The sequence below is a fragment of the Streptomyces sp. R28 genome, assembly GCF_041052385.1.
GTDB lineage: Bacteria > Actinomycetota > Actinomycetes > Streptomycetales > Streptomycetaceae > Streptomyces.
The window spans coordinates 10,414,183-10,439,208 of the sequence record NZ_CP163439.1; the positions used below are offsets into that span (position 1 = coordinate 10,414,183).

Annotated in this window: 23 protein-coding genes and 1 pseudogene; 10 read left to right on the plus strand and 14 right to left on the minus strand. The window is 70.6% G+C overall.

Annotated elements, in window-relative coordinates; genetic code table 11:
• Nucleotides 1-26: 26 nt before the first annotated feature.
• From AB5J49_RS45450 to AB5J49_RS45460, 3 genes are read right to left on the minus strand one after another with little or no spacing between them, the layout of a single operon-like run.
• Nucleotides 27-1,541 carry a TIGR00730 family Rossman fold protein gene (locus tag AB5J49_RS45450; protein WP_369174722.1) on the minus strand — a complete coding sequence of 505 codons (1,515 nt, stop codon included), beginning with the start codon at nt 1,539-1,541 and terminating at the stop codon, nt 27-29.
• A complete protein-coding gene (locus AB5J49_RS45455) occupies nt 1,538-2,866 on the minus strand; it encodes an FAD-binding protein (RefSeq protein WP_369174723.1) in 1,329 nt (442 codons plus the stop codon). The genes AB5J49_RS45450 and AB5J49_RS45455 overlap by 4 nt, the downstream gene beginning before the upstream one ends.
• Nucleotides 2,863-3,633, minus strand: a complete 771-nt coding sequence (locus AB5J49_RS45460; RefSeq protein ID WP_369174724.1) for an isopentenyl transferase family protein — start codon at nt 3,631-3,633, stop codon at nt 2,863-2,865. The genes AB5J49_RS45455 and AB5J49_RS45460 overlap by 4 nt, the downstream gene beginning before the upstream one ends.
• A 251-nt stretch (nt 3,634-3,884) precedes the next feature.
• Between AB5J49_RS45460 and AB5J49_RS45465 the strand changes: the two genes are divergently transcribed.
• Nucleotides 3,885-4,478 (plus strand): transketolase, encoded by a 594-nt coding sequence (locus tag AB5J49_RS45465; protein ID WP_369174725.1) that lies wholly within the window; start codon nt 3,885-3,887, stop codon nt 4,476-4,478.
• On the opposite strand, the gene AB5J49_RS45470 is transcribed toward AB5J49_RS45465, so the two are convergent.
• Nucleotides 4,471-5,085 carry a rhodanese-like domain-containing protein gene (locus tag AB5J49_RS45470; protein ID WP_369174726.1) on the minus strand — a complete coding sequence of 205 codons (615 nt, stop codon included), beginning with the start codon at nt 5,083-5,085 and terminating at the stop codon, nt 4,471-4,473. The two genes, AB5J49_RS45465 and AB5J49_RS45470, sit on opposite strands and share 8 nt — an antisense overlap.
• Nucleotides 5,086-5,164: 79 nt before the next feature.
• On the opposite strand from AB5J49_RS45470, the gene AB5J49_RS45475 reads away from it, so the two are divergent.
• A complete protein-coding gene (locus AB5J49_RS45475) occupies nt 5,165-5,452 on the plus strand; it encodes a metal-sensitive transcriptional regulator (RefSeq protein WP_030051803.1) in 288 nt (95 codons plus the stop codon).
• Nucleotides 5,453-5,492: 40 nt separating this feature from the next.
• Here the strand turns inward: AB5J49_RS45475 and AB5J49_RS45480 are convergent, their stop codons facing one another.
• The gene (locus AB5J49_RS45480) at nt 5,493-6,242 is read right to left on the minus strand and encodes a sulfite exporter TauE/SafE family protein (protein WP_369174727.1); all 750 of its coding nucleotides are present in this window, start codon (nt 6,240-6,242) and stop codon (nt 5,493-5,495) included.
• The gene (locus tag AB5J49_RS45485; protein ID WP_369174728.1) at nt 6,239-8,014 is read right to left on the minus strand and encodes a rhodanese-like domain-containing protein; all 1,776 of its coding nucleotides are present in this window, start codon (nt 8,012-8,014) and stop codon (nt 6,239-6,241) included. The genes AB5J49_RS45480 and AB5J49_RS45485 overlap by 4 nt, the downstream gene beginning before the upstream one ends.
• A 211-nt stretch (nt 8,015-8,225) precedes the next feature.
• Here AB5J49_RS45485 and AB5J49_RS45490 point away from each other — a divergent pair, with 211 nt between their 5' ends.
• From AB5J49_RS45490 to AB5J49_RS45505, 4 genes and pseudogenes are all read left to right on the plus strand, one after another.
• Entirely contained in the window at nt 8,226-9,314 is a 1,089-nt protein-coding gene (locus AB5J49_RS45490; protein ID WP_369174729.1) for an S-(hydroxymethyl)mycothiol dehydrogenase, read from the plus strand.
• Nucleotides 9,314-9,943 (plus strand): MBL fold metallo-hydrolase, encoded by a 630-nt coding sequence (locus AB5J49_RS45495; RefSeq protein ID WP_369174730.1) that lies wholly within the window; start codon nt 9,314-9,316, stop codon nt 9,941-9,943. Before AB5J49_RS45490 ends, AB5J49_RS45495 begins: the two co-directional genes overlap by 1 nt.
• Nucleotides 9,944-10,036: 93 nt before the next feature.
• Nucleotides 10,037-10,410: pseudogene (locus tag AB5J49_RS45500) on the plus strand (DUF4180 domain-containing protein).
• 96 nt (nt 10,411-10,506) lie between these two features.
• The gene (locus tag AB5J49_RS45505; RefSeq protein WP_369174731.1) at nt 10,507-11,421 is read left to right on the plus strand and encodes an SDR family oxidoreductase; all 915 of its coding nucleotides are present in this window, start codon (nt 10,507-10,509) and stop codon (nt 11,419-11,421) included.
• Here the strand turns inward: AB5J49_RS45505 and AB5J49_RS45510 are convergent.
• A complete protein-coding gene (locus AB5J49_RS45510; protein WP_369174732.1) occupies nt 11,412-11,960 on the minus strand; it encodes a hypothetical protein in 549 nt (182 codons plus the stop codon). The two genes, AB5J49_RS45505 and AB5J49_RS45510, sit on opposite strands and share 10 nt — an antisense overlap.
• Nucleotides 11,961-12,011: 51 nt before the next feature.
• Between AB5J49_RS45510 and AB5J49_RS45515 the strand changes: the two genes are divergently transcribed.
• Entirely contained in the window at nt 12,012-12,809 is a 798-nt protein-coding gene (locus AB5J49_RS45515; protein WP_369174733.1) for an SDR family NAD(P)-dependent oxidoreductase, read from the plus strand.
• Nucleotides 12,810-12,877: 68 nt separating this feature from the next.
• Here the strand turns inward: AB5J49_RS45515 and AB5J49_RS45520 are convergent, their stop codons facing one another.
• From AB5J49_RS45520 to AB5J49_RS45530, 3 genes are all read right to left on the minus strand, one after another.
• Complete coding sequence (locus AB5J49_RS45520; RefSeq protein ID WP_369174734.1) at nt 12,878-14,338, minus strand: amino acid permease; 1,461 nt, start codon at nt 14,336-14,338, stop codon at nt 12,878-12,880.
• 228 nt (nt 14,339-14,566) lie between these two features.
• The gene (locus AB5J49_RS45525; protein WP_369175470.1) at nt 14,567-16,168 is read right to left on the minus strand and encodes a PucR family transcriptional regulator; all 1,602 of its coding nucleotides are present in this window, start codon (nt 16,166-16,168) and stop codon (nt 14,567-14,569) included.
• Between the two features lie 187 nt (nt 16,169-16,355).
• Complete coding sequence (locus AB5J49_RS45530; RefSeq protein WP_369174735.1) at nt 16,356-17,768, minus strand: aspartate aminotransferase family protein; 1,413 nt, start codon at nt 17,766-17,768, stop codon at nt 16,356-16,358.
• Nucleotides 17,769-17,888: 120 nt separating this feature from the next.
• Here AB5J49_RS45530 and AB5J49_RS45535 point away from each other — a divergent pair, with 120 nt between their 5' ends.
• Complete coding sequence (locus AB5J49_RS45535; protein ID WP_369174736.1) at nt 17,889-18,587, plus strand: L,D-transpeptidase family protein; 699 nt, start codon at nt 17,889-17,891, stop codon at nt 18,585-18,587.
• A 33-nt stretch (nt 18,588-18,620) separates the two neighbouring features.
• On the opposite strand, the gene AB5J49_RS45540 is transcribed toward AB5J49_RS45535, so the two are convergent.
• The 4 genes from AB5J49_RS45540 to AB5J49_RS45555 are packed head-to-tail and all read right to left on the minus strand — an operon-like array spanning nt 18,621 to nt 23,138.
• Nucleotides 18,621-19,823, minus strand: coding sequence for a Gfo/Idh/MocA family protein (locus AB5J49_RS45540; protein ID WP_369175471.1), 1,203 nt, complete (start codon nt 19,821-19,823; stop codon nt 18,621-18,623).
• Nucleotides 19,824-19,881: 58 nt separating this feature from the next.
• Complete coding sequence (locus AB5J49_RS45545; protein WP_369174737.1) at nt 19,882-21,225, minus strand: sugar ABC transporter substrate-binding protein; 1,344 nt, start codon at nt 21,223-21,225, stop codon at nt 19,882-19,884.
• 11 nt (nt 21,226-21,236) lie between these two features.
• On the minus strand, nt 21,237-22,157 hold the full coding sequence (locus AB5J49_RS45550) for a carbohydrate ABC transporter permease (protein ID WP_369174738.1): 921 nt from the start codon (nt 22,155-22,157) through the stop codon (nt 21,237-21,239).
• Nucleotides 22,158-22,172: 15 nt separating this feature from the next.
• Nucleotides 22,173-23,138, minus strand: coding sequence for a carbohydrate ABC transporter permease (locus AB5J49_RS45555; protein WP_369174739.1), 966 nt, complete (start codon nt 23,136-23,138; stop codon nt 22,173-22,175).
• 167 nt (nt 23,139-23,305) lie between these two features.
• Between AB5J49_RS45555 and AB5J49_RS45560 the strand changes: the two genes are divergently transcribed.
• Together AB5J49_RS45560 and AB5J49_RS45565 are read left to right on the plus strand one after the other, a co-directional pair.
• Nucleotides 23,306-24,466, plus strand: coding sequence for an ROK family protein (locus AB5J49_RS45560; protein ID WP_369174740.1), 1,161 nt, complete (start codon nt 23,306-23,308; stop codon nt 24,464-24,466).
• A gap of 100 nt (nt 24,467-24,566) precedes the next feature.
• The gene (locus tag AB5J49_RS45565) at nt 24,567-24,752 is read left to right on the plus strand and encodes a hypothetical protein (protein WP_369174741.1); all 186 of its coding nucleotides are present in this window, start codon (nt 24,567-24,569) and stop codon (nt 24,750-24,752) included.
• Nucleotides 24,753-25,026: the final 274 nt, after the last annotated feature.

A 25,026-nucleotide genomic window follows, 5' to 3' on the forward strand; every position in this document is an offset into this window, starting at 1 on the left:
GGCTCCTCGGGAGTCGTGCGGAGCATTCAGGCTACGTCGGCCCCCTCCCGCGGAGCCTGCCAGTTCCGTGCCACCGCGAGCGCCAGGGGCCGCTGCGCGCCCTCGGGCAGACAGTCGTCCAGCATGCCGGTCAGGACGTCCCCCGGCCCGAGCTCGACGCAGACCGTCACACCGTCGCGGTGCAGTCGGCCGACGGCGTCCGCGAAACGGACGGGCTCGCGCATCGCCCGCGCCCAGAAGTCCGGGGTCACCGCCTCGGCCCCCACCGGCTCGGCGGTGGTGTCGGAGAGCAGGGGCAGGCGCGGGACGCGCAGGTCGAGCGACTCCAGGACGCGGCGGTAGTCGTCCAGCAGGGCGTCCAAATGGGGGGAGTGGGCTGCCACGTCCAGGCGGAGCGGATGCGTACGGCGACCTCGGGCCGCCCACTCCTCGCAGATCCGCCGCACCGCCGCACGGTCTCCCGACACGACCACCGACCGTGGCCCGTTGACCGCCGCGATCACCGCCCCCGGACCGGGGCTGAGCTCCTCGGGGGACGCCTCCACGGCCGCCATGCACCCCGTCTTCGGCAGCGCGTCCGCGAGCCGGGCCAGCGAGCCGACCGCACGACAGGCGTCCGGCAGGGAGAGCACCCCCGCCACGTGCGCGGCGGCCATGTGCCCGGCCGAGTACCCGAACAGCACGTCCGGGCGCACCCCTTGGCTCTCCAGCAGCCGGTACTGCGCGATCTGCAGCGCGAAGATCGCCGGATACCCGAACGCGACCCGGTCCAGCAGGGCCGCGGTGGGCGTCCCTTCCTCGGCGAACATCACCTCCCGCAACGGCATGTCGACGTACGGATCGAGCAGCGCGCACACCTCGTCGAGGGCGTCGGCGAACACCGGGGACGAGCCATGGAACGCGCGCCCCATGCCCGGCTGCTGCGATCCGCCGGCCGAGAACAGGAACGCGACACGCCCCTTCGGTATCTGCACCGCGGCCGGCGCCTGCGCAGGCACGTCGCCCGCCTCCGTCAGCCGCGCCACCACCTCCTCGACCGACGCGCACACCACGATCCGCTCCAGATCCCCGGGATGCAGGAAGCCCTCGTCCCGCGCGTGCTCCAGAAAGGACAGCAGAGGGCGATAGAAACCGGACGGGTCGAGGAGCAGGCACGGTTTGCGGTGGATCTGCAACTGGGCCCAGGACAGCACCTCCAACAGTTCCTCCGCCGTGCCCAGCCCGCCCGGCAAGGCCACGAAGGCATCGCCCTCGGCGGCCATCCGCGCCTTGCGCTCATGCATGTCACCGACCACCACGAGATCGGTGAGTGCCGTGTGGGCGATCTCGTACGGCAGCATCAGGCGCGGCACGACTCCGGTCACCTCCCCGCCGGCGTCCAGCGCCCCGTCCGCGACGGCGCCCATGAGACCGGTGCGCGCACCGCCGTAGACCAGCCGCAGGCCCGCCTCGGCCAGCGCGCGGCCGAGTTCGGCGGCGGTGCGCAGGTGGCCGGTTCGGTTGCCGGGGGAGGCCCCGCAGAAGACGGTCACCGCCGTCATGCCCACAGTCCATACCCCTTGGTCAGGACCCGGTACGGGTCGTAGCGGTCCTTGGCGTGGACGAGATCCGGCCACGTCGGGCCGAAATGGGAGCGCCAGTCCTGCGGTGTCATGGGCAGCGCGCCGCCCGGCAGGAGGACACCGCCGAGGGCACGGGCCCGCTCGTACAGCGCCCGGTTGGCGACGACGAGTCGCCGTACGACGTCCGGGGCGCCGGGCGGTGCCGTGCGCATCAGGGAGAGCAGGCACGAGAGTTCGCCCTCGGGCCTGCGCAGCAGCGGGGCTCGCAGCGCGCGTCCCGTCAGGGGGCGCAGCTGGACGGTTCCGCAGACGCGCAGGCCTTGCTGGGCGTCCTCGGACAGCACGGCCGGGACGAAGGAGGGGACGGCCTCCTCCGGCAGCAGCAGCGTGAACCACGGGTGCGGGCGGTCCCACTCACCCGTGGCGCGCAGCAGCCGTTCGTCACGGTCCAGCCGGTGCAGATACTCCCCGTAGGACAGGTCCGCGATTTCCTCGGTGTCCCGGTCGTGGTCCAGGTCGCCGATCAACGGCTCGTCGTCGACGGGCGGTCGCTCGGCACTCGGGCGGCCGGGGTGCGGCGCGACCGCCTCGATCATGTACCGCCAGCTTCCGCCCAGGGCCGGCCGCGACTGGCCGGTGACATGGCTGAAGCGGCTGTCGCGGGCCAGCCGCCGCTGGTCGGTGACATAGGTGTCCGCGGCGTCGTAGTAGAGGCGGTAGCGGCGCACGTGGGTCGGTGCGGGCACCAGCGTCAGGGTGGCCCTGACGATCAGCGCGCACTGGCCGAGCCCCGCGAGGACGGCGCGGAAGAGGTCCGGGCGCCGGCCGGGGGAGCAGGTCAGCCGCTCGCCGGTGCCGGTGACGACGTCCAGCTCCCGCACCCAGTCGGCCACCAGGCCGTACCGGTGGCTGGTGCCGCCGAAGCCGCCGGTGCTCAGTACCCCGCCGACGCTGCCGCCGAGGTGATCGGGCAGCACCGGCGGCGTGAGCCCCTTGGCGAGTGCGGCCCGTACGACGTCGCGCCACAGCGCGCCGGCGCCGGCGGTCAGTGTCCGCTCGGCCGGCACACAGCGCACACCGTCCAGCCCGGTCATGTCGATGACATAGCCGCCGTGCGCCTGCCCCTGCCCGTACAGCGCCTGCCCGCCGCCGCGCGCGGAGACCGGCAGCCCGCGCGGCCCGGCGTAGGAGAGGAGTTCACCTACGGCGGCGGCGGAGCGGGCCGTGATGACGTCGAGCGGACGGGAGTCGACTATGTGCCCGAAGTCGGTGGCGGCACGCTTCATGTCCGCGGTCGCATTCATGCCGCACGCTCCAACATACCGACGTCGAATCCGGGGCCCCTCATGGAATCGTTGAAAATTTCGGTGAACACGCGGTGCTGCAGAAAACCGTGCTCCGCGTGCCGTTCGGCAATCAGCTCGGCGATCCGGTTCACAATGTGCTCGGGTATGTGTTGTTCGTGAATGGACTTCACGTCGAGTCCATATTTCGCGCAGCATTCGAGCACGGCCTCGAAACCGTTGACAGACGCCGCCAGCCACCGCTGCCGGGGGTCGCGCCAGAGCGCGGCCAGTTCTTCGAGCAGGCCGGGACCCGGCGGGTCGGGGCTGAGCATCGCGCGAGCCCTGCGAGTGAGGGCGGCCAGGTACTCATCATGTGCGGGAAGGGGGAGGACCTGCACCGTCAGCTGCCAGGACAGCTCCGTCCGACGGGGGCACAACTCCCGCAGCAGGGAGATCGATCCGCCCTCGATGATCACCAGCCGGTGCCGTTCACCGAGCCGTTCCACCACCTCCACCAGCGCATCCGTGGCATCCGTCGCGGACAGGTCGCCGTCGGCGAACGTCCGGTCGCCGAGCCAGTGCCGACACACGCCGGGGACGTCCGCTCCGGCACGTGCGCTGGTGGTGGCGAGGTCGGTGAAGCACTGCAGGCGGTCGGCGACGACGATCGGGGCGCCGGTCTGCCGGGCCAGTTCGGTGGCTGTCGCGCTCTTGCCGACGCCGGTCGGCCCTGCGATCAGATGGACGAACGGACGGGCCGAGGGAGACGTTTCGTCGTCGGTCATACGGACTGTTCCCTTCCGGGACTTTAACTTGGAAAAGTTTCCGTCAAGTTACGCAGTGCAGGCGGTGTGGAGCCCGGAAAATGCTTGGACCGGGCAAGCGGAAGTTAGATTCCCATGGGCTAGTTAAAACTTCAAGGACACCTTGATTGTAAGGTAACTTGAGGGAGTCCAGAGCCATAAGAGCGGCCGTCACATCGGATTCTTAACGAATTCATGACGCGTCGCGGGAGCCGTCACCAGAAGGATTTGTCATGCACTCCGACATGCTGGAGGCTGCCGCCGCCTCCCTGTCCGCCGCGCAGGCCGGCGACGGCGCCGAACGCGCCACCGTCCTCATCGGATACGGCGCCGCGGACGAATTGACCAGGTTCGCCACCGACCCGCGGTGGTCCGTGCACGTCCCCGGCCATCCGGTCGAGGTGCGCGACGCCGTCCGGCGCGCGGTGGAGCAGGGGGTGCGGACGTACGTCCATCTCTCCGGTGAATCCAACGCCGAACCGCACGGCCTGAAGGAGGGCTTCGAACTCGTCCGGGAGGGCCTCGGCGGCGTCGTCCTGGCGGTCGGGGCCACCCTCGACCCGGTCCTGCGCGCCACGGAGGGGTTCGACCTGGCCGTGCTCTACGCGGCCACCGTCCGGCCCTTCGACGAGGTGGCCCTGCGCACGGCCGTGCTCGCCGCCGACCACGCCGACGTCATCCTCGTCGAACCGGGGCTGTCCGGTCTGTCGGCTCAGCAGGTCGCCCGGACCCTGATTCACGTACCGCACCGGCTGTTGGCGCTGGGGCACTCGGACAGCCTGGACGAGGCCGGCCTCGCCCGGGCCGTCCGGGACTTCCTCAGGTGACCGGCGCCTCCCCGCGCTGAGCCACGGCGGTCAGGGTCGCTTCGAGGTCCGCGGGGCGCGGGCGGTTGTGTGGCAGCTTCGACAGCAGTACGGCCATGCCGCAGGTGTTGGTGAGCGCCGAGAAGACGAGGCCGCCCGCGATGCCGGCGGAGAGCAACTGCCAGGCAGGGTGCAGGAGTCCGAGGCCGAGACCGGCCAGGACGATCGAGCCGGCGGTGAAGCGGACCTGACGCTCCATGGACCAGGTGGCCCGCGGGCTCGACGGCGGCCGGTGCAGCTCGTGCCCGCGCCGCGCCCAGGCCTGCGTGCCGCCCGTCAGGGTCATGGCCCGGACGCCGTGCTCGGCGAGGACTCGGCAGGCGTTCTCCGAGCGGGCCCCGGAGGCGCACACCACCAGGAGCTGCTCGCCAGGGAGTCGGCGCAGGGTCGGCAGGGCGCTGTCGAGGCGGTCCAGCGGGATGTTCAGCGCGCCGGGCAGATGACCGGCGGAGTACTCGCCCGGCGTGCGGACGTCGATGACGGTCAGGTCGGTCAGGTCGGTCGGGTCGGTCATACGGGAGTGGGCCTCGTCGACATCGAGAGCGAGGGGGCCGTGGGGTGCGGTCATGGGAAATGAGATCCTTTCCGAGGAGGAGGTAAAATACCCCCAAGGGTATGTGGTGGGGGGGGGAAGTAGGGGAGTGATCGTGGAGCTGCAGTTCGAGGGCGATGACCTCAAGTCCGTGCTGAACCGGCTGCGCCGGGCGCAGGGGCAGATCTCCGGAGTGATCAAGATGATCGAGGAGGGCCGCGACTGCGAGGACGTCGTCACCCAGTTGGCCGCCGCCTCCCGTGCCCTCGACCGGGCCGGTTTCGCGATCATCGCGACCGGGTTGCAGCAGTGCCTCACCGACGCCGAGAAGGGCCGGAGCAACGGCGAGACGACGGAGCAGATGAAGGCGCGGCTGGAGAAGCTGTTCCTGTCACTGGCGTAAGGGCGTAGAGGCGTAAGGGGCGTTGTCGTACGCCCGGTCGTCATACGACGGCGTCGGCCAGCATGAACACGGCCACCGCCAGCAGCACGTACGCGAAGATCCGCTGAAGCGTGCCGCCGGAGACCTTCGCGGCGAGACGCTTGCCGTCCCACGCGCCGAGTATCGCGGCCGCCGCGAACGGTCCGACCGTGGTCCAGTCGAGGCTCACGGCCGAGCCGGCCCGGGCCGCCAGCGCGACCAGCGAGTTGACGGTGATGACCAGCAGACTGGTGCCCACGGCGGCCCGCATGCGTAGCCCCACCACGTTCACCAGCGCCGGTACCGCGAGGAAGCCTCCGCCCACCCCCAGCACCCCGGTCACCGCACCGAGCCCCGCTCCGGCCCGGACGACCCGACCGGGACGTGCCGGCACGTCGTCGGGCCGTACGGAGGCCGACGGCCGGAGCATACGCAGCGCGGCGAGAGCGGCGATCACCGCGAACGCCCCGGTGAGCAGCCCGGCAGTCAGCCGCCCGGACACCGCACCGCCGACCGCCGCCGGCAGCAGGCCCGCCGCCGCGAAGAGCCCTCCGGCGCGCCACCGCACCGTGCCCTCGCGGGCGTGCGCGGCGAGCGCGGTGGCGGAGGTGACGGCGACGACGACCAGACTCGCGGTGGCGGCCGCGGCGGGCGTGAAGCCGAGCAGGTACATCAACGCGGGCACGGCCAGCACACTGCCGCCACCCCCCAACGCCCCGAGCGCGAGCCCGGTGACGCCACCGGCGAGCAGCCCGAGGACGAGGGCGCTCACCGGGGGTGGCCGGGGGTACCCGCCCCCGGCTCCGCCACCACGGGAAGCCCCGCCTCGACCCAGGCCCGCATGCCGCCGACGACGTCCACGACGTCCGTGCCACCGCGCGCGGTGAGCAGGGCGGCGGCCTCGCGGGAACGCTTGCCGGAGCGGCAGATCGCGACGATCGGGCGGCCCCGCGCGGCCTGCGGCAGCGGCTCCCCGGCCGTGAGTGCGGAGAGCGGCGCGAGTACGGCGCCCGGGGCGTGCCCCGTGGCCCACTCGTCGGGCTCGCGGACGTCCAGGAGGACGGCGTCCGAGCCTGTCCGCTCCTCGGCCTCGGCCGCGGTGACGCGCGCCATGGGGAGCCCGGCGTCGCGTGCCGCGGCGAACCCGTCGTCGACGGCGACGACCTCGCGTCCCGCCGCGTCGAGCAGCGAGGCGGCGATGGCGGCCCGCATGCCGCCGGCACAGTGCACCCACACGGTGCCGTCCGGTATCTCCGGGAGGCGTTCGCGCAGGTGGTGCAGCGGAATGTGGACCGAGCCCCTGATCCAGTCGGCGTCGCGCTCGGAGTCGCGCCGCACGTCCAGGATCACGACGCCCTCCCGTGGGGCCGGTTGGGCAGCGGTCGGTCGGGCCGCGGCCAGTTCGGCGAAGGTGCCGCGCGGGAAGGAGCGCGACCGCTCGTCCTGCGGTATCCAGTCGGTGGGGGAGCCGGTCGCGCCCGCGGCCGGCCGGTCGATGCCGACCCGGACGAGTTCCCGCTGGGCGTGGGCCAGTTGGGCCGGTGTGTCGGCGAGCAGGGTGACCGGCTTGCCCCACGGCAGCAGCCAGGCCAGATAGGTGGCGAGCTGCCCCTCGGCCTCGAAGTTGAGCGACCCGGCGACATGCCCTTCGGCGAACGCGACCCGGTTGCGCAGATCCACCACCCACTCCCCGGCGGCCAGCCGTGCCGCGATCTCCTCGGCATCGGCCGGGCGGGGCGGCGTCAGGTCCACCGGAGCCGGGCCCTGTGCGTTAGCCGGACCCATGTGGGCGTAGTACGCGGGGATGTCGTCCAGACCGGCGAGCAGGTCGGCGACGAAGGCGTCGACGTCCTTCACCAGAGCCTCGTTGACGGCGCGCTCACGCCCGATCGTCGTCGCCGTCCCGCCCGCCGCCCGGGTGGCGGAGCAGAAGCTGCCGAAACCGTGCGTCGGCAGGACCGCCGTCTCGTCCGGCAGCTCGGCGGCCAGCCGGTGCGCGGAGTCGTACTGCGCCCGCGCCACCCGCCCCGTCAGCCCCGGTTCGACCAGGTCGGGCCGCCCCACCGTGCCGATCAGCAGGGAACCGCCGGTGAAGACGGCCACCGAGCGCGCGGTCTCCTGCGGGACCTCCTCCCCGACCTCCTCCCCGAGATCCTTCCGGGACTGCTCCTGGATCTCCTCCAGGACGTACGACGTGTGATGCGGGGTGTGCCCGGGCGTGGCCAGGGCGCGCAGCACCAGGCCCTCGTCGATCTCCGTACGGTCCCCGTCGGCGACCGGCACCCGTTCGTACCCGACCCGTGCCGCGGCCGGCACGAGGTAGGCGGCGCCGGTGATCCGGGCCAGTTCCAGGCCGCCGGTCACGTAGTCGTTGTGGACGTGGGTCTCCACGACGTGGGTGATGCGCACACCCCGCCGCGCGGCGGCCTCGATCACCCGGTCGATGTCCCTGGGCGGATCGACCACCGCGGCGCTGTGCGCGCCGCCAGCCAGATAGCCGCGGTTGCCCAGTCCCGGCACGTCGATGGTGTCGACGAAGTACACGGCAGCACTCCTCTCCTGGTGAAGCCCTGAGCTCCCCCGGGCGGAGAATTACCCCCGGGGGTATGTACATCACAGTAGCAGGGTACCCCTGGGGGTATTTTTGAAAGGTGGCCGGAAGCAGATGTGGAGGCCCTGTCTCCGTGCCTTTACCGATCAGTCACGTCTAGGGTCGGACGTGGACGGAGAGCCGCCGAGCGAAGGGTTCAGCACCATGGCGCAGGAAGTACGGGGCGTGATCGCACCGGGCAAGGACGAGGCCGTGCGTGTGGAGACGATCGTCGTGCCGGACCCGGGACCGGGCGAAGCCGTCGTACAGATCCAGGCCTGCGGGGTCTGTCACACCGACCTGCACTACAAACAGGGCGGCATCAGCGACGACTTCCCCTTCCTGCTGGGCCACGAGGCGGCCGGCGTGGTGGAGTCGGTCGGCGACGGCGTCACGGACGTGGCGCCCGGTGACTTCGTGATCCTCAACTGGCGTGCGGTGTGCGGCCAGTGCCGGGCCTGTCTGCGCGGGCGCCCCTGGTACTGCTTCGACACCCACAACGCGAAGCAGAAGATGACCTTGGCCTCGACCGGTCAGGAACTCTCACCGGCGCTCGGTATCGGCGCGTTCGCGGAGAAGACGCTGGTCGCGGCCGGGCAGTGCACCAAGGTCGACGCGTCGGTGGCCCCTCAGGTCGCCGGTCTGCTGGGCTGCGGCGTGATGGCCGGGATCGGTGCCGCGATCAACACCGGCAACGTCGGCCGGGGCGACACGGTCGCGGTGATCGGCTGCGGTGGGGTCGGGGACGCGGCGATCGCCGGATCGAACCTGGCAGGGGCGGCGAAGATCATCGCCGTGGACATCGACGACCGCAAGCTGGACAAGGCCCGCGCCATGGGCGCCACCCACACGGTCAACTCACGCGAAACCGACCCGGTCGAGGCGATCCGCGAGCTGACCGGCGGCTTCGGCGCCGACGTCGTCATCGAGGCGGTGGGCCGCCCGGAGACCTACAAGCAGGCCTTCTACGCCCGCGACCTCGCCGGCACGGTGGTCCTCGTCGGCGTACCGACGCCCGAGATGAAGCTGGAGCTGCCGCTGCTGGACGTCTTCGGCCGCGGTGGCGCGCTGAAGTCCTCCTGGTACGGCGACTGCCTGCCCTCCCGGGACTTCCCGATGCTGATCGACCTGCATCTGCAAGGCCGCCTGGACCTGGAGGCCTTCGTCACCGAGACCATCCAACTGGACGAGGTGGAGAAGGCGTTCGAGCGGATGCACCACGGCGACGTCCTGCGCTCGGTCGTGATGCTCTGATGGCCGCCCGCATCGAACGCCTCGTCACCTCCGGGCAGTTCACGCTCGACGGCGGCACCTGGGACGTCGAGAACAACGTGTGGCTCGTCGGCGACGACCACGAGGTGATCGTCATCGACGCCGCCCATGACGCCGACGCCATCGCCGAGGCCGTAGGGGACCGGCGTCTGATCGCGATCGTGTGCACCCACGCCCACAACGACCACATCGACGCCGCGCCCGCCCTGGCGGACCGCACCGGCGCCACGATCTGGCTCCACCCGGACGACCTGCCGCTGTGGAAGCAGACCCATCCGGACCGCGACCCCGACGCCCATCTCGTGGACGGCCAGATCATCGAGGCGGCGGGCGCCGACCTCACGGTCCTGCACACCCCGGGTCACGCGCCGGGCGCGGTCTGCCTGCACGACCCCGGCCTGGGCGTCGTCTTCACCGGCGACACCCTCTTCCAGGGCGGTCCCGGCGCCACCGGCCGCTCCTACTCCCACTTCCCGACCATCATCGACTCGATCCGCGCCCGCCTGCTCGCCCTCCCGCCCGACACCAAGGTCCTCACCGGCCACGGCGACTCGACCACCATCGGAGCCGAGATGCCCCACCTCCAGGAGTGGATCGACCGCGGCCACTGAGGCCCGAGGCCATGCTCAAGGGGCCGGACACCACGGTCGGCGGGCGGGAAAACCGATGGTCGGGGGCGAGAGCCGACCGTACGATCACCCCCCATGACCACCAACACGCTCGTGACCCTGCATGACGTACGCGTCCTGCGCTGCGCTCCCGACGGTCCGGCCCTGGACGGAGAGAGCGCGGCGCTCGATCTGCTCGGTGACGCCTTCGGGCAGGACGCCGAGCTGGTCGCGGTGCCCGTCGAGCGGATCGCCGACGAGTTCTTCCGGCTGCGGTCGGGCGTCGCGGGCGCGGTCATGCAGAAATCCGCGAACTACCGGGTGCGCCTCGCCGTGGTCGGCGACGTCTCCCACCACATCGCCGAGAGTACGGCCCTGCGCGACTTCGTCCACGAGACCAACAACGGCGGCACATCTGGTTCCTGCCGACCTACGACGCGCTCGACGCGAGGCTGCGCCCGGCAGGGTGATCCGCCGACAGGCCCAGTAAAAAGACGACAGAAGATGTCCGGCTTACCCGGCACCCTCGATACCGACATCGCTCGTACGGGGTCGGGAGGCCGGACATGCCACAGCCGTTGAAGGACAAGGTCGCACTCGTCGCGGGGGCGACACGGGGAGCCGGGCGCGGCATCGCCGTGGAGCTCGGCGCGGCCGGCGCCACCGTCTACGTGACGGGACGCAGCACACGCGCCCGGCGCTCGGAGTACGACCGCCCCGAGACGATCGAGGACACCGCCGACCTGGTCACCGAGGCCGGCGGCCACGGCGTCGCCGTACCCACCGACCACCTCGACCCGGCGCAGGTCCGCACGCTCGTCGACCGCGTCGCGGACGAACAGGGCCGCCTCGACATCCTCGTCAACGACATCTGGGGCGGCGAGAAGCTCTTCGCCTGGGACAGCCCGATCTGGGAGCACGACCTCGACAAGGGCCTACGGCTGCTCAGGCTCGCGGTCGAGACCCACGCGATCACCAACCACCACGCCCTGCCCCTGCTCCTGCGTCACCCCGGCGGACTCGTGGTCGAGATGACCGACGGCACGGCCGACTACAACGGCGCCCACTACCGCGCCTCCTTCTTCTACGACCTCGCCAAGTCGTCCGTCCTGCGCATGGCCTTCTCCCTCGGCCACGAACTCGGACCGCGCGGCGCCACGGCCGTCGCGCTGACCCCGGGCTGGCTGCGCTCGGAGATGATGCTGGAGACCTTCGGGGTGCGGGAGGACAACTGGCGCGACGCGCTCGAACGCGTCCCGCACTTCGCCATCTCCGACACGCCGCGCTATGCCGGCCGCGCGGTCGCCGCCCTCGCCGCCGACCCCGACGTGGCCCGCTGGAACGGGGAGTCCCTCTCCAGCGGGCAGCTCGCGCAGGTCTACGGCTTCACGGACCTCGACGGCAGCCGCCCCGACGCCTGGCGGTACGTCGTCGAGGTCCAGGATGCGGGGAAGCCGGCGGACACCACCGGCTACCGCTGAGGAGGTACCGGATCGACCGCGGGGAGCGGCCAGCGCGCGGAGTGGCCCGGCGGGAGGCCGAGGTCCTCCCGCACCGCCGTGTAGTAGCCCTCACGTCCGGCGCGCTGCCGCTCCAGCAGCGCCCGCCAGGCCTCGCGGTCGTCCCGGCGCTCGCGCACGAACCGCTCCATCTCCAGCGCCGTCACCACCCAGGCCCGAGCCTTCTCCACCACCGCGGGGCTGCCCAGCATGATCAGCGCCTCACCCGAGGGATCCCGGCGGGCGGTCGCCTCGGCCAGGAGCGGCTGGGCCTGTTCGAGCGTCAGGGGGTCCGGGTGCGGATCGACACCGGCCTCGGCCGCGACGCGGTACGTCACCGTGACCGTCTTCTTCACCGACTGCGCGTAGTCGGCGTACACCCCCAGCCGGCGCTCCTCCCAACGGGCCGCCCGCTCCCGCCGAAACCTCACCTGGTCGCCCCGCACGACCGCCACATAGGAGCCGAGCGCGCCGATGACGACGCCGATGAGCGCGGGGAGTTGCTGTATGAACGCGGACATGGCGGCACGCTATCCGCCCGGACGATCATCACGGCAGTACGGTTCGACGTCATGACGGACACAACACGCTTCGCAGGCCACGGAGTTCTCGTCACCGGCGCGGCTCGCGGCATCGGCGCCGCCACCGCCCGACGGTTCGCGCAGGAGGGGGGCCGGGTGCTGGTGACCGACGTGGACGGGCCCGAGGCCGAAAAGGCCGCGGCGACACTGCGGGCGGACGGCCTCGCGGTGCGGGCGCTCGCCTGCGACGTCGCCGACCGTGCGTCCGTCGAGGCGGCCGTCGCCCACGCCGTCGACGCCTTCGGCTCGCTCGACGTCCTGGTCAACAGCGCGGCCTCCTGCACCCCCGACACCCCGCTCTTCGAGGACGGTCCGGACGAGGCGTGGGCCCGCGACCTCGACGTCACCCTGACCGGCCCCTACCGCTGCTGCCGTGCCGCCCTTCCGTACCTGGCCGCCACCGGCCGCGGCGCCATCGTGAACATCGGCTCCGTCAACGGCCTCCAGGACTTCGGCAACCACGCCTACAGCGCCGCCAAGGCCGGCCTTGGCTCCCTCACCCGTACGCTCGCCGGGCATGCCGCCGCCCGCGGGGTCCGCGTGAACCTGGTGATGCCGGGCACGGTCCGGACCTCGGCCTGGGAGGGGCGGGAGGCGGAACTCGACGCGATCCGCCCGCTGTATCCGCTGGGGCGGGTCGGTGAACCCGAGGACATCGCCGCCGCCGTCGCTTTCCTGGCGTCCCGCGACGCGGCCTGGATCACGGGCACCACCCTCACCGTCGACGGCGGGCTCACGGCGGTCAACACGGGCTTCCAGGTGGGGACACGGGGGCGGGGAGACGCATGAGCGGACAGCAGGACGGCTCCCCGCCGAGGTGGCGGAGAGCCGGGAACGCGGTACGGCGGTCGCGGTGACTACCGGGGCGCGAGCGCTTCCTTGGAGCCGTTGCGCCGGATCCGCTCCCGTACCACCGAGATACCGATCACGAGGGCGGCGACGAGCACGGAGAGCAGGACCTGACTGCGGCCACCGCCCTCGCTGTCGTCGGTGAGCATGTAGACGAGCACGAACGAGATCATGCCGATCGTCGCCCAGGTCAGATACGGGAACAGCCACATCCGGACCACGAGCTTCTCCGGGCTCTCGCGCAGGATGATCCCCCGCATCCGCAGCTGCGAGAAGCAGATGACCAGCCACACGAAGAGCGCGATCGCGCCGGAGGAGTTCAGCAGGAACTGGAAGACGGTGTCCTTCCACAGGTAGTTGAACAGGACCGCGACGAAGCCGAAGGCCACCGAGGCCAGGATCGCCGGCTGCGGGACACCGCGGGAGTTCGTGCGGACGAAGGACTGCGGCGCGTCGCCCCGCTGACCGAGGGAGAAGGCCATGCGGGAGGCGGTGTAGAGGCCGGAGTTGAGACAGGACAGCACGGCCGTCAGCACGACGACGTTCATGATCTGCCCGGCGTGCGGGATACCGATCGAGTCCAGGGCCGCCACGTACGAACCGTGCTTGGCGATCGAGGGGTCGTTCCACGGCAGCAGCGCGACCACGACGAGGATCGAGCCGACGTAGAACACGCCCACCCGCCAGATGACGCTCCTGGTCGCCTTGGCGACCGCCCGCCGGGCGTCCGGGGACTCACCGGCGGCGAGGGTGACGATCTCGCTGCCCATGAAGGAGAAGACGACCAGCAGGATGCCGGTGAGGATCGCGCCGGGCCCGTGGGGCAGGAAGCCGCCGTGCTCGGTGAGATTGCCGAAGCCGGTCGCGGCGTGGTCGGAGCCGGGCAGCACACCGAAGATCGCCAGGCCGCCGAGGATGATGAAGCCCGCGATGGCGACGACCTTGATGCCCGCGAACCAGAACTCGAACTCGCCGAAGGAGCCGACCGAGGCCAGGTTGGTGGCGGTGAGCACCACCATCACGATCAGCGCCCAGGCCCACTGCGGTACGGCCGGGACCCACCCCTCCAGGATCACGGCACCCGCGGTCGCCTCCACGGCGAGCACGACGACCCAGAAGAACCAGTACAGCCAGCCGATCGAGAACCCGGCCCAGCGGCCGAGGGCCCGGTCCGCGTAGGCGGAGAAGGAGCCCGAGGTCGGATTGGCCGCGGCCATCTCGCCGAGCATCCGCATCACGAAGACGACCAGGGCGCCGACCAGTACGTACGACACCAGGATGCCGGGACCGGCGGCGGCGATACCGGAGGCGGAGCCCACGAAGAGCCCGGCGCCGATCACCCCGCCGATGGCGATCATCGACAGATGGCGGTTCTTGAGACCGGCCCGCAGCCCTGCCTGCTCCGGGGGCTGACCACCTGCGGGTGGAGCGGTGTCAGGGGGGAGAGAACCGAGGGGACGTGTAGTCATGTCGACATCCATTGAGTGGTTGGGAGGGCCTGGCGGGGAGTGTGGGCCCGGAGAAAGCGTTCACGGCGTGGAGCAGGTGTCTCGCTCCGTCTCCTCGTGGGAGGTGAGCCGTGTCACTTGGGGAAATGGATTTGCGCAAGCGTATGAGGGGCCGTGGGGCGACGTGTTTGTGAAGGACGAACAAACTGGCCCGCAATGCCTGTACGAGCGGCCAATGCGCGGGCGGCGTCAGCCGGTGGGCGGCAGCCGCAGCTGGAGCATGGCCAGCAGACGCTGGTCGGGACGGCTCAGGTCGAGACCGGTCAGCTCCTCGGCCCGGCGAAGGCGGTAGCGCAGCGTGTTGGGGTGCACGTGCAGCTGGGCGGCGGCCTCCCGAACGTCCCCGAAGGCATTCAGGTAGACGAGCAGGGACTCGGCCAGTCGGCCCTGGTGGGCGCTGTCGTGAGCCACCAGGGCGGTCAGCCGCGGATCCCGTATCTCGGGGTGGGTGGCGAGCAGCGTCAGCATCTCGCTGACCAGTACTTCCGCCTGGATGTCGGGCAGCGCGGCGACCGCGGTGGGAAGGCCGGCGCTCATCATGGCGTCGAGGACGCGGTCGGACTCCCGGCGCGACTCGGGGACGTCGCCGAGCCCGGACACCAGGCGGCCGACCGAGCCCCGCAACGGCAGGCCCAGGTGGCGGCGTGCCGCGTCGGTGATCTCCTGGCACCAGCCGCGCAGGGTGTCCGTGTCGATGCTGCGGGGCAGCTGGGGCAGGAGCACGTAGATACGCGGGTCGAGCTGCGTGACCAGCGCGCTGCGGTGCCGTGCGGCGATGTGCACCGAGATCAGGTTGGTGACCTCGGTGTGGGTCAGCTCCGGTGCGGCGCCGGCATGGCTCGTCTCCGGCGCTGCGACGACCTCCGCGGTCCCGTACGAGAACCCCAGGACGGCGGACGGGAGGCCGGCGTCGAATCCCAGGTGGGTGGCGAGCGGCTGCGGCCCGGTGCTCCCCTCCAGGAGTCCGGCCAGCAGGGTCCGGGTGAGCGTCAGGTTCTCGGAGAGCTCCCGGCGGCGGCGCACCAGGTGGTGCGCGGCGACCCGGGCCGCGCCCAGAAGTGCCTGCTCCGAGTGCTCGGACAGGAGTGTGGAGCCCTCCTGCACCCAGATGGTGCCCAGCTGCCGGTCCCCGGACCGGATCGCCACCGCGAGCCGGCGGCGGATCCCCAGCTCCGGGTGGCTGTCGATACCGATGACCTGGTCGCTGGAGTGCAGGTGCTGGAACACGCCCCACTCGCGCAGCTTCGCCAGGTACGCCTCCGGTCCCTGCCAGCCGAGGATGGAGCGCCGGCGAAGGTCGTCGATCTCGTCGGAGTCGGTGGAGCGGGAGTAGGCCAGCACCCGGTTGGCGGCGTCCTCGATGCTGACGATGCCGCTGGTGAGGATGGCGGTGGTCTGGGCGAGGGAGAACAGGTCGCCCTCTTCCGCTCCCGCGCCGGGGTGTCCCGGAGGGGCGTCGTCGAGGGCGGCCCGGGCCAGCGCGTTCACCTGTTGCCAGCGCGCTTCGCTGCGCAGCGAGAGCAGGGCCACCCCGGCCTCGGCGGGGGTCTCGCCGAGGGCCGCGGCCTGACCGGGACCGTCCAGCTTGGCCACGACGGCGGCGGCTCCGTCACGGGCGGCGGCCCGCAGCGCGGGAAGGGCGGCGCGGCCACGGGCACCGATCACAAGGACCAACTCGCCGGGCTGGGCGGTCGGAGGGTCTTCGGGGTCGAGCAGGGCGACGCCCCGGATCTCCACGTCGAGCCCGGCGGGAGCGGCCTGCAACTCCACCAGGGTGTCACCGAGAGCCATCAGCAATTGGCGCAGGCTGATACTGGCTGAGGGCGAAGACACCGCGGCCGGATCCATGAACGGGGATCGTACTGGGGTACGGCTGGCGGCCCGCAAGCGTCGTCCGGGGCCGCCCGCCACGACGTCGGCCGCCCGCTCGGGCCCTTACACCCCCGTCCGGTCGCCCGTCGGCGTGGTCACCGCCCTGTCAGGACCTCTCGACGCCCCGCAGGCTGTCGAGCCCGGAAACGATGGCGGCCACGACCCGATCCGTGTCGTCCTCGGACGTACGCCAGTTGCTGAACGCCGCGCGCAGCGCGGGAGTGCCGCCGTACACGGTCGGCGTCAGGAACGCCTCCCCGGACGCGGCGACGGCCCGGGCCAGCGCGTCGACCCGCTCCCGCGTCGGCTCGTCGGCGAGGGTGAAGCAGACCACGTTGAGCCGGACCGGCGCCAGCAGCGAGAGCTCGGGAAGACCGGCGATGCGCTCGCCGAGGCGCCGCGCGAGGGCGACCGTGCGCTCGACGATCTCGCGGTGCCCCGCACGGCCGTACGCCATGAGCGAGAACCAGGCCGGCAGGGCCCGCAACCGGCGGGAGCTCTCCGGTGTGAGGTGCAGGAAGTCGGGGTCCTTCGTGGGCAGCCCGATGTACGGCGACGCGTTGTGGAAGACGTTCACCTGGAGGTCCTGTCGGCGGGTGAACTGGACCGCCGCGTCGTAGGGCACGTTGAGCCATTTGTGCAGGTCGACGCAGATCGAGTCGGCCGCGTCGAGGCCGTCGACGTAAGACGCGTACGCGGGGGAGAGGGCGGCGAAACCGCCGAACGCGGCGTCGACGTGGAGCCAGAAGTCGTACCGCTCCTTGAGCGCGGCGATGGCCCGCAGGTCGTCGAAGTCCACGGTGTTCACGGTCCCGGCATTGGCCACGACGATCGCCGGACGGCCCTGAAGCGCGGCCAGGGCGTCGGCGAGCCGGTCGACGTCCACGGCCTCGCGGTTGCCGGGCAGCACCGGCACGCGGCGCAGCCGGTCCCGGCCGATGCCGAGCACGGCCAGCGCCTTGAGAACGGTGGAGTGGGCGCTGCCCGACAGCACATCGACGGGGCCGAGGGCAGCGACCCCGTCCCGGGCGACGGAGACCCCGCTGCGCTCACCGAGCCATTCCCTGGCGATGGCGAGCCCCACGGTGTTGGACGCGGTCGCACCGGTCACGAACGCCCCGCTGTGCGCATCGCTCAGCCCGAACAACGCCCGCAGCCAGCTCACCGTCTCCCGTTCCAGTGCCGTCGCCCAGGAGTCGGCGCCATTGATCACGTTCTGGTCGTACGTGCTCGTCAGCCAGTCCCCGGCCAGCGCGGCCGGCGTCGTACCGCCCGTGACGAAGCCGAGGTAGCGCGGACCGGCGGAGCCGGAGAAGCCCGGAGCCCACCGCTCGGCGAACCGGGCGAGGGCACCCCCGGCCCCGACCCCCTCGGCCGGGAGGCCCGCACGCTCGGGCGCGTCGGCCAGGCGTACGACCGGCCGCTCGGCCAGACCGGCCAGCTCCCGGGCGGCCAGATCGCGGGCGGACTGCAGGAGCTCCGGAAGCCGGGAGAGATCGTCGGCGAGTACGCGATGCATAACGGCAGCGTAGGGACAATTTCACTGTTTGGTCACAGCCGCGCCAGGCCCACAACCCTCGACCCCGCGGACCTGTCTAGCTGGCAGAGAACGCACGAATCACAAGGGAGAGGCCCGGCCATGGGGGACATTCGCAGACGGCGCGCCGTCGCACTCGGCATCACCGCAGGACTGGTCGCACCGCTCACGCTGGCACTCGGCGCCGCGCCGGCGCAGGCCGCGAGCTGTACGACGCAGGCCGGGCCGTATCAGAAGCAGGTGGAGAAGTTCCTCGGCCGACCGGTCGACGGAAAGCAGTCCGCCGCCGACTGCAAGGCCATCCAGGCCTTCCAGAACAAGCATGGCATCACCCCGAACGCCGGGTACGCGGGACCCGTCACCTGGGGCGTGATGGACCTGATGAACAAGCAGAAGGCCGTCGGGAACAACCCCAACAAGGACGGCAAGTGCCCGACGAACAAGGGCCGCATAGCCTGCGTCAACCTCACGCTCCAGCTGAGCTGGATCCAGGACGGCAGCAGTCTCGTCTACGGCCCGGTGCCCGTGCGCACCGGCCGTGACGGCTACGAGACCCGCACCGGCCTGAAGAAGATCTACTGGCGGGACATCGACCACGTCTCGAACATCTACAACGTGCCGATGCCCTACAGCCAGTTCTTCGACGGCGGCCAGGCCTTCCACTCGGTCGGCGTCAGCATGTGGAACCCGCCGGGCTCGCACGGCTGCGTCAACATGACCAAGACCACCGCCAAGAAGTACTGGTCCCTGCTGAAGAACGGCGACGACGTCTTCGTGTACGGCCGCAAGCCGGGCACCTGACGCAGCACAGGTACCCGGCCGCGGGGGAGGGCGTCACGCCTCGGGCGCGTCCCCGAAGTCCGGGATCTCCAGCCTGACCCCGCCCTGCTGCGCCGACTCGTGCGCGACGATGCCCGGCAGGGTGTAGCGGGCCGCGACCCACGCGTTCACGGACGGCAAGGTGCGGCTGTTGACCGCGGTCACGAAGTCGTCCACCAGGAAGTGGTGACTTCCTTCGTGGCCGTTGTGCAGGTTGTCGAACTCACGGGGCAGCCGGGCGCGGTCGTGCACCGGCGCCGAACCCGAGGTGAACGCGGCGCGCAGATCCGGCGCGATGTGCTGGAGTGACGGGTCGTCCGGAGCCATGGTCGGCTTGGGCTCCAGCAACTCGCTGATGTCCTTCACGCCCTTCTTGTCCTGCCACAGAGCCACGGTGGCGAGCTGCTCCATGCTCGCCTCGGTGCCGAAGAACCGGAATCGCGACTCCCGTATGTGCGAGGGGTAGCCGACCCGCCGGAACTCGTTGGTACGGAACGAGCCGCCGCCCGCGACCTCGAACAGCGCGGTCGCGTTGGAGACGTCGTTGCCGAACTGGCTGACGGCCTTGTCGAAGACGCCGTCGCCGCGGTCGTCCACGACACCGATCGCCGACACACTCACCGCGTGCGTCTGCCAGGCTCCCAGCACACCGCCCACCGCGTGCGTCGGGTAGAGCAACGGGGGATAGCTGGCGGTCGCCTTCCAGTTGTCGCCGCCGCTGTACTGGTACGCCTCGTAGAACCCCAGGTCCATGTCGTGGACGTAGTCGCCCTCGGCGTAGAAGAGCCGCCCGAAGGCGCCCTCGGCGATCTGGTTGCGGGCGTGCACCGTCGCCGGGTTGTACTGGCTGGTCTCACCCATCATGTACGTCAGCCCGGTCGCCCTGACCGCGTCGATGATCGCCGCGATCTCCTCCGTGGTGATCGCCATGGGGACGGCGGAGTAGACGTGCTTGCCGGCGTTCAGGCCCTGGAGGACCAGCGGTCCGTGGGTCCAGCGCTGGGTGAAGACGGCGACCGCGTCGACGGCCTCCGACTCCAGCATCGCCTCGTACGACGGGAAGGTGCCCGCCAGTCCCTGTGCGTCGGCGAGTTGCTCGGCCCGCTCGGGCAGCAGATCGGTGACGTACACGTCGCTGACACCGGGGTGGGCCTGGAACAGCGTGGCGAACTGGCCGGAGAACTGGCCGGCACCGACGATGCCGAGGGAGAACGTCATGTAAAGCGTGCCCTTCACTGGTAGAGACTGCGGTGGAGAGATCACTGCGGTGGAGAGATCACTGCGAGAGGATCCGGTTGATCTGGCTGGTGGTCCGGTCGAGGCTGTTCACCGATGCTCCGTTGCCGTAGATGTCCTCCATCTGCGGCTGCATGAGCGCGGTGACGTCCGCCGCGTAGTTGGTGATCGGGTAGGAGAAGGTGCGGAAGCGCTTCTTGTCGGCCACGGGTTCGGTGAAGGCCGTGACGTCGATGCCCTTCTTCTTGTAGGCGGCGATGGCGGCTTCAGTGCCGGCCGCAGTGGCGGGGAAGACGACGCCGTATTTGCCGACGACGCTCTGGCATGCGTCGGAGGCCAGGTAGGCCACCCACTTGCGGGCGCCCGCCTTGTTCTTGGAGGCCTTGGTGATGGAGTCGGCGAGGCCGTTCATCATGGTGGCGCGCTTGCCGGTCGGGCCGACGGGGGTGACGGCGCTCTTGATGTCCCTGCCCTTGAAGCCGGCGTAGGTGGAGATCATCCAGGCCCCGTCGAACGTGGTGGCCGCCTTGCCTGCCGCGACCTGGGTGTTGCCCTGGTTGGACTGGACGTTGTAGTCGGAGAAGGGGGCCAGGTAGCCCTTCTTCGCCAGCCCGAAGTACCACTTGATCACGGCCTTGAAGGTCTCGCTGTCGTACTGGTACTTCGTGCCCCAGCGGGCCTTCTCCGTGTAGTCCCAGCCGGCGGAGGCGGCGAACATGCTCCACTGCGTCTGGCCGTCGCCGTAGCCGCCGCCGTTGCTGGCCAGCCCGTACACCTTGACGTGGTTCTTGTCGAAGCCGGGCTCGTCGCCCCGCTTGCCGTTCTTGTCGATGGTGAGACGGGCGATGGCCTTCTCGAAGGTGCCGCCGTCCTTCGGGTTCCAGGACAGGTCGCCCAGCTGCTCGGCGCTGAGACCGGCGGACTTGGCCATCTTGTCGTTGTAGAAGAGGGCGACGGTGTCCCAGTCCTTGGGGGCGCCGTAGCGGTGGCCGTCCTGGCCGGTCCAGTTGGCGGCGAGGCCTGGCTGGTAGTCCTGTTCCTTGATGCCGAGGTCGTCGAGCGGTTCGAGGACCTGCAGATCGGCGAACTGGCCGAACTTCTGGATGTGGTCGGTGAACACGTCCGGCTGGGTGCCCGCGATGAACCCTGCGGTGAGCTTGGTCCAGTAGTCGCTCCAGCCCAACTGCGTGATCTTGACGTGCAGCCCGGGATTCTCCTTCTCGAACCCCTTCGCGCAGGCCTGGTAGGCGGGCAGCTGGTTGGCGTCCCAGAGCCAGTACGTCACGGTGTTCGCGGAGGCCCCGGTGGCGTCGCCCTTCGCGCACCCGGTTGCCAGGGACAGTGCCAGCGCTCCGGCGAGCGCGGTCAGCGTACGAAGTCGCATCTTCAAGTCCCTCACTTGATCCCGGTGAAGCCGATGGAGCTGACGATGCGGCGGGCGAAGCAGGCGAAGAGCACCAGCATCGGGAGCGCGGCGATCAGCGTCGCCGCCGTGAGCCCGGACCAGTCGACGCCGGTCGCCGGGGTCTGCGCCCGGAAGATCGCCAGCGCCACGGTCAGCACGCGCGAGCTGTCGCTGTAGGAGACCATCAGCGGCCAGAAGTAGTCGTTCCAGGAGGTGATGTACGTCAGCACGGACAGCGTGATGACCGGCGTGGACGCCATCGGCAGGATCACCCGGAAGAAGATCTTGACCTTGCCCGCGCCGTCGAGCAGCGCCGCCTCCTCGACCTCGCTGGGGATGTTCATGAAGAACTGCCGAAGGAAGAAGACCGCGAACGGCGTCATGAAGAGGCTGGGCAGGGCTATGCCGAGCAGCGTGTCCACGAGGTGGAGTTGCTTGATGAGCACGAAGTTCGGCAGCAGCGTGAAGATGGTCGGCACCATCAGCCCGGCCAGGAACAGACCGAACACCTTGTCCCGGCCGCGCCAGCGCAGCCGCGCGAAGGCGTAGGCGGCCATCGCCGAGAAGAAGATCTGGCAGCCCGTGATCAGTGTCGAGACGATCACCGAGTTGAGCAGATAGCGCCAGAAGTCCAGCCCGCCGCCGGCGCCGCCCTGGGCGACCGCCTCCTTGGCGGACTGCAGCCCGAGGGCGCGTTCGAAGCCGCTCGTGCTGAGATCGACCGGCAGGGGGTTCGCCGGGTCCGCGCCCAGGCCGGCGTTGGTGGACAGCGCGGTGCGCAGGATCCAGTAGAACGGCAGCAGGGTGATGAGGACGATCAGGCCCATCACGGTCCAGGCGGCGACCCGGCCGAGGGAGAACCTGCGCCTGACCGGACGTATCTCGGTCGTCGTGGTGGTCACGGCAGCCACGGTGAGCTCCTTCCGTCAGCCGAGGTCGGTCTGGCCGGCCCGGGTGAGCCGGTACTGCAGGACGGTGATCGCGCTCAGCACGACCAGCAGGGCGACGGACATCGCCGAGGCGTAGCCGAACTGGAAGCGGCCGAAGGCGGAGCCGTAGATGTAGTACTGAAGGACGTTGGTCGCGTTCGCCGGACCGCCCGCGGTGGTCACGGCCACGGTGTCGAAGACCTGGAACGAACCGATCACAGTCATGATCAGTACGACGGCCAGCACCGGCCGCAGCAGCGGCATGGTGATCCGCCAGAACATCCGCCACTCACTCGCGCCGTCCACCTTCGCCGCCTCGTAGACGTCGTTCGGGATCGCCTGCAGACCGGCGAAGAGCAGCAGCGCGGTGTAGCCGACGTGCCGCCAGACGTTGATCAGGGCGATGGTCGGGATGGCCCAGGTCTCGTCGTTGAGGAAGGGGATGCGGTCGAACCCGATCGCGCTGATGATCTCGTTGCCGATACCGAGCTGGGTGTCGAGGATCCACAGCCAGACCAGGCCCGCGACGACGTTCGACATCAGATACGGGGTGAGCACGATGCCCCGCAGCATCGCCGACTGGGTGAGCCGCTGCAGCAGCACGGCGATCGCGAGCGCGGCGACCGTCTGCACGCCGATGTTGATCACCACGTACTCGACGGTGACCGTCAGCGAGTCCCAGAAGATCGGGTCGTGGACCATCCGTACGTAGTTGTCCAGGCCCACCCACTCGGGCGGCGTGAGCAGGTTGAAGCGGGTGAAACTCAGATAGACGCCCCGCAGCGTCGGCCAGAGCAGGAAGACCAGGAAGCCCAGCATCGCCGGAGCGATGAAGACCGCGGCCAGCCGCCCGTCCCCCTGACTCTCGCGGGAGCGCGCCCGCCGCGTCCTCGGCTTGGTCCCTGCCCCCTCGGCGCCGCCCACAGGCAGACGCGACGGAGGGCTGCTGGAGGCGATGGTCATCGGGAGACTCCCTCGTCTGCGGCGGCTCGTCCTCGGCCACTTACTTTTGTGGCGGAAGAATCCAGCCGTCAAGAGGTGCGCGAGTATCTTCTCCAGGGCGTGTGGACCGGCTTAGACTGGCCTGGTTGTTTTTGTAGAGAAAAAAATCATGTGGGAGCCTGACGACCATGACCGCAGTAGCCGCCAGTTGGCTCCCCCTCAGCCCCGGTGAACGCTCGGTTGCGATCGAGGTGCTCCTCGGTGGCCCGGTGTCGCGCACCGAACTCGCCCGGCGGCTCGATCTGTCCGCGGGCAGCCTCACCCGGCTGACCAAACCGCTGATCGAGTCGGGTCTCCTCGTCGAGGTCCCCGAGGCGGGCGCCCCGGCGGAGGTGCGCCAGGGCCGCCCGTCGCAGCCGCTGGACGTGGTCGCCGAGTCACGCTCCTTCATCGGTTTCAAGATCACCGAGGACATGGTCTACGGCGTCGTCACCACCCTCAGGAGCGAGATCGTCGCCCGCTATGACCGCCCCCTCGCCACCCATGACCCCGCCGGGGTCGTGGACCTGCTGGGGGAGATGGTCGACGAGCTCGCCGGCAGCCACCCCCGGCTCGCCGGTATCGGCATCGGTGTGGGCGGTCTCGTCGAGGACCGTGCCGTGGTCGGGGAGTCCCCGTTCCTGCACTGGCGCGACGTCCCGCTCGCCGAACTGGTCGAGGAGCGCACGGGGTTGCCGGTCGTCGTGGAGAACGACGTGGCCGCCCTGGTCGAGGCGGAGACCTGGTTCGGCGCCGGCCGCGGCCTCGACCGCTTCGTCGTCCTCACCATCGGCGCCGGCATCGGCTACGGGCTGGTCCTGGGCGGCAAGCGGGTGCCGTACGCCGAGGAGGACCGGGGCTTCGGGCGGCACTGGATCGTGAACCCCAACGGCCCGCTCACCCCCGACGGGGCACGCGGCAGCGCCGTCTCCCTGCTGACCATCCCCAACATCCGCTACCAGGTGCAGGCCGCTACCGGTCGTGACCGCACGTACGAGGAGATCCTCGAGCTCGCCGCGGCGGGCGAGCCGATGTCCTCCCGGGTCATCGAGGAGGCGGCCCGCGCCCTGGGCACCCTGGTCGCCCAGATCGGCAACTTCGTGCTGCCGCAGAAGGTCCTGCTCGCCGGAGAGGGGGTGGGGCTGATGGAGGTCGCCGGCAAGACTGTGACGGACACCATCCGCGCCCATCGGCACCCGCTGGCCGCCCCGATCGACCTCGAGACCAAGGTGTCCGACTTTCACGACTGGGCGCGTGGCGCCGCCGTTCTCGCGATCCAGGTGCTGGTGCTCGGGGCGGCGGACGCCTGAACTCCTCGGTCCACGTGGACAGATGGACGTGATCAGCAACACGGTCTGAAATGTCCGTATTGTGCGAGCTTGCTCACAGCGCCTTCACCTCGGGAGTCCTATGCTTCACAGCATGTCCACCACTGTTGAATTCGCCTCCGATCGCTCGGCTGACGAGGTCAACGAGGAGATCCGGGCGCTGTGGCGCCGGGCGGGCGGGACACTGAGCGTCGAGGAGCGCGAGGAGTACCAGCGCCTCGTCCTGGAGTGGGCCGCCGCGGCCCCGCAGCCGGCGAAGGCGGCCTGAGCACCAGCCTCAGCCCGAGCACCCTCCTCGGTGCGCCTCCCCAGTCATCGGAAGGCCCACCCGGGGCACTCCCGACCCGATGGGTGCCCTCCTCGCACTGACCTCGGCCGTCTATCACGGCATCCTCTATTCGCTCTATTCGCTCTATTCGCTCTATCCCGCGCTGCCCGTCGTCCTGGGGTTCGTCCTCCTGCGTGAACCCCTCAGGGACGACGGGCGATCGGGCTTGCCGGCGCGGCGGCGGCCACCGTTGTGCCGACCCTGGGCTGAGGAT

Bases quoted from the DNA above. Each gene is read 5' to 3' on its own strand.
- AB5J49_RS45535 (WP_369174736.1), top strand. From the start codon at position 17,889: ATGGGGGACATTCGCAGACGGCGCGCCGTCGCACTCGGCATCACCGCA.
- AB5J49_RS45460 (WP_369174724.1), bottom strand. From the start codon at position 3,633: ATGACCGACGACGAAACGTCTCCCTCGGCCCGTCCGTTCGTCCATCTG.
- AB5J49_RS45470 (WP_369174726.1), bottom strand. From the start codon at position 5,085: ATGACCGCACCCCACGGCCCCCTCGCTCTCGATGTCGACGAGGCCCAC.
- AB5J49_RS45540 (WP_369175471.1), bottom strand. From the start codon at position 19,823: ATGACGTTCTCCCTCGGCATCGTCGGTGCCGGCCAGTTCTCCGGCCAG.
- AB5J49_RS45465 (WP_369174725.1), top strand. From the start codon at position 3,885: ATGCACTCCGACATGCTGGAGGCTGCCGCCGCCTCCCTGTCCGCCGCG.
- AB5J49_RS45490 (WP_369174729.1), top strand. From the start codon at position 8,226: ATGGCGCAGGAAGTACGGGGCGTGATCGCACCGGGCAAGGACGAGGCC.
- AB5J49_RS45565 (WP_369174741.1), top strand. From the start codon at position 24,567: ATGCTTCACAGCATGTCCACCACTGTTGAATTCGCCTCCGATCGCTCG.
- AB5J49_RS45560 (WP_369174740.1), top strand. From the start codon at position 23,306: ATGACCGCAGTAGCCGCCAGTTGGCTCCCCCTCAGCCCCGGTGAACGC.
- AB5J49_RS45495 (WP_369174730.1), top strand. From the start codon at position 9,314: ATGGCCGCCCGCATCGAACGCCTCGTCACCTCCGGGCAGTTCACGCTC.
- AB5J49_RS45530 (WP_369174735.1), bottom strand. From the start codon at position 17,768: ATGCATCGCGTACTCGCCGACGATCTCTCCCGGCTTCCGGAGCTCCTG.
- AB5J49_RS45510 (WP_369174732.1), bottom strand. From the start codon at position 11,960: ATGTCCGCGTTCATACAGCAACTCCCCGCGCTCATCGGCGTCGTCATC.
- AB5J49_RS45455 (WP_369174723.1), bottom strand. From the start codon at position 2,866: ATGAATGCGACCGCGGACATGAAGCGTGCCGCCACCGACTTCGGGCAC.
- AB5J49_RS45555 (WP_369174739.1), bottom strand. From the start codon at position 23,138: ATGACCATCGCCTCCAGCAGCCCTCCGTCGCGTCTGCCTGTGGGCGGC.
- AB5J49_RS45505 (WP_369174731.1), top strand. From the start codon at position 10,507: ATGCCACAGCCGTTGAAGGACAAGGTCGCACTCGTCGCGGGGGCGACA.
- AB5J49_RS45520 (WP_369174734.1), bottom strand. From the start codon at position 14,338: ATGACTACACGTCCCCTCGGTTCTCTCCCCCCTGACACCGCTCCACCC.
- AB5J49_RS45515 (WP_369174733.1), top strand. From the start codon at position 12,012: ATGACGGACACAACACGCTTCGCAGGCCACGGAGTTCTCGTCACCGGC.
- AB5J49_RS45450 (WP_369174722.1), bottom strand. From the start codon at position 1,541: ATGACGGCGGTGACCGTCTTCTGCGGGGCCTCCCCCGGCAACCGAACC.
- AB5J49_RS45545 (WP_369174737.1), bottom strand. From the start codon at position 21,225: ATGCGACTTCGTACGCTGACCGCGCTCGCCGGAGCGCTGGCACTGTCC.
- AB5J49_RS45525 (WP_369175470.1), bottom strand. From the start codon at position 16,168: ATGGCTCTCGGTGACACCCTGGTGGAGTTGCAGGCCGCTCCCGCCGGG.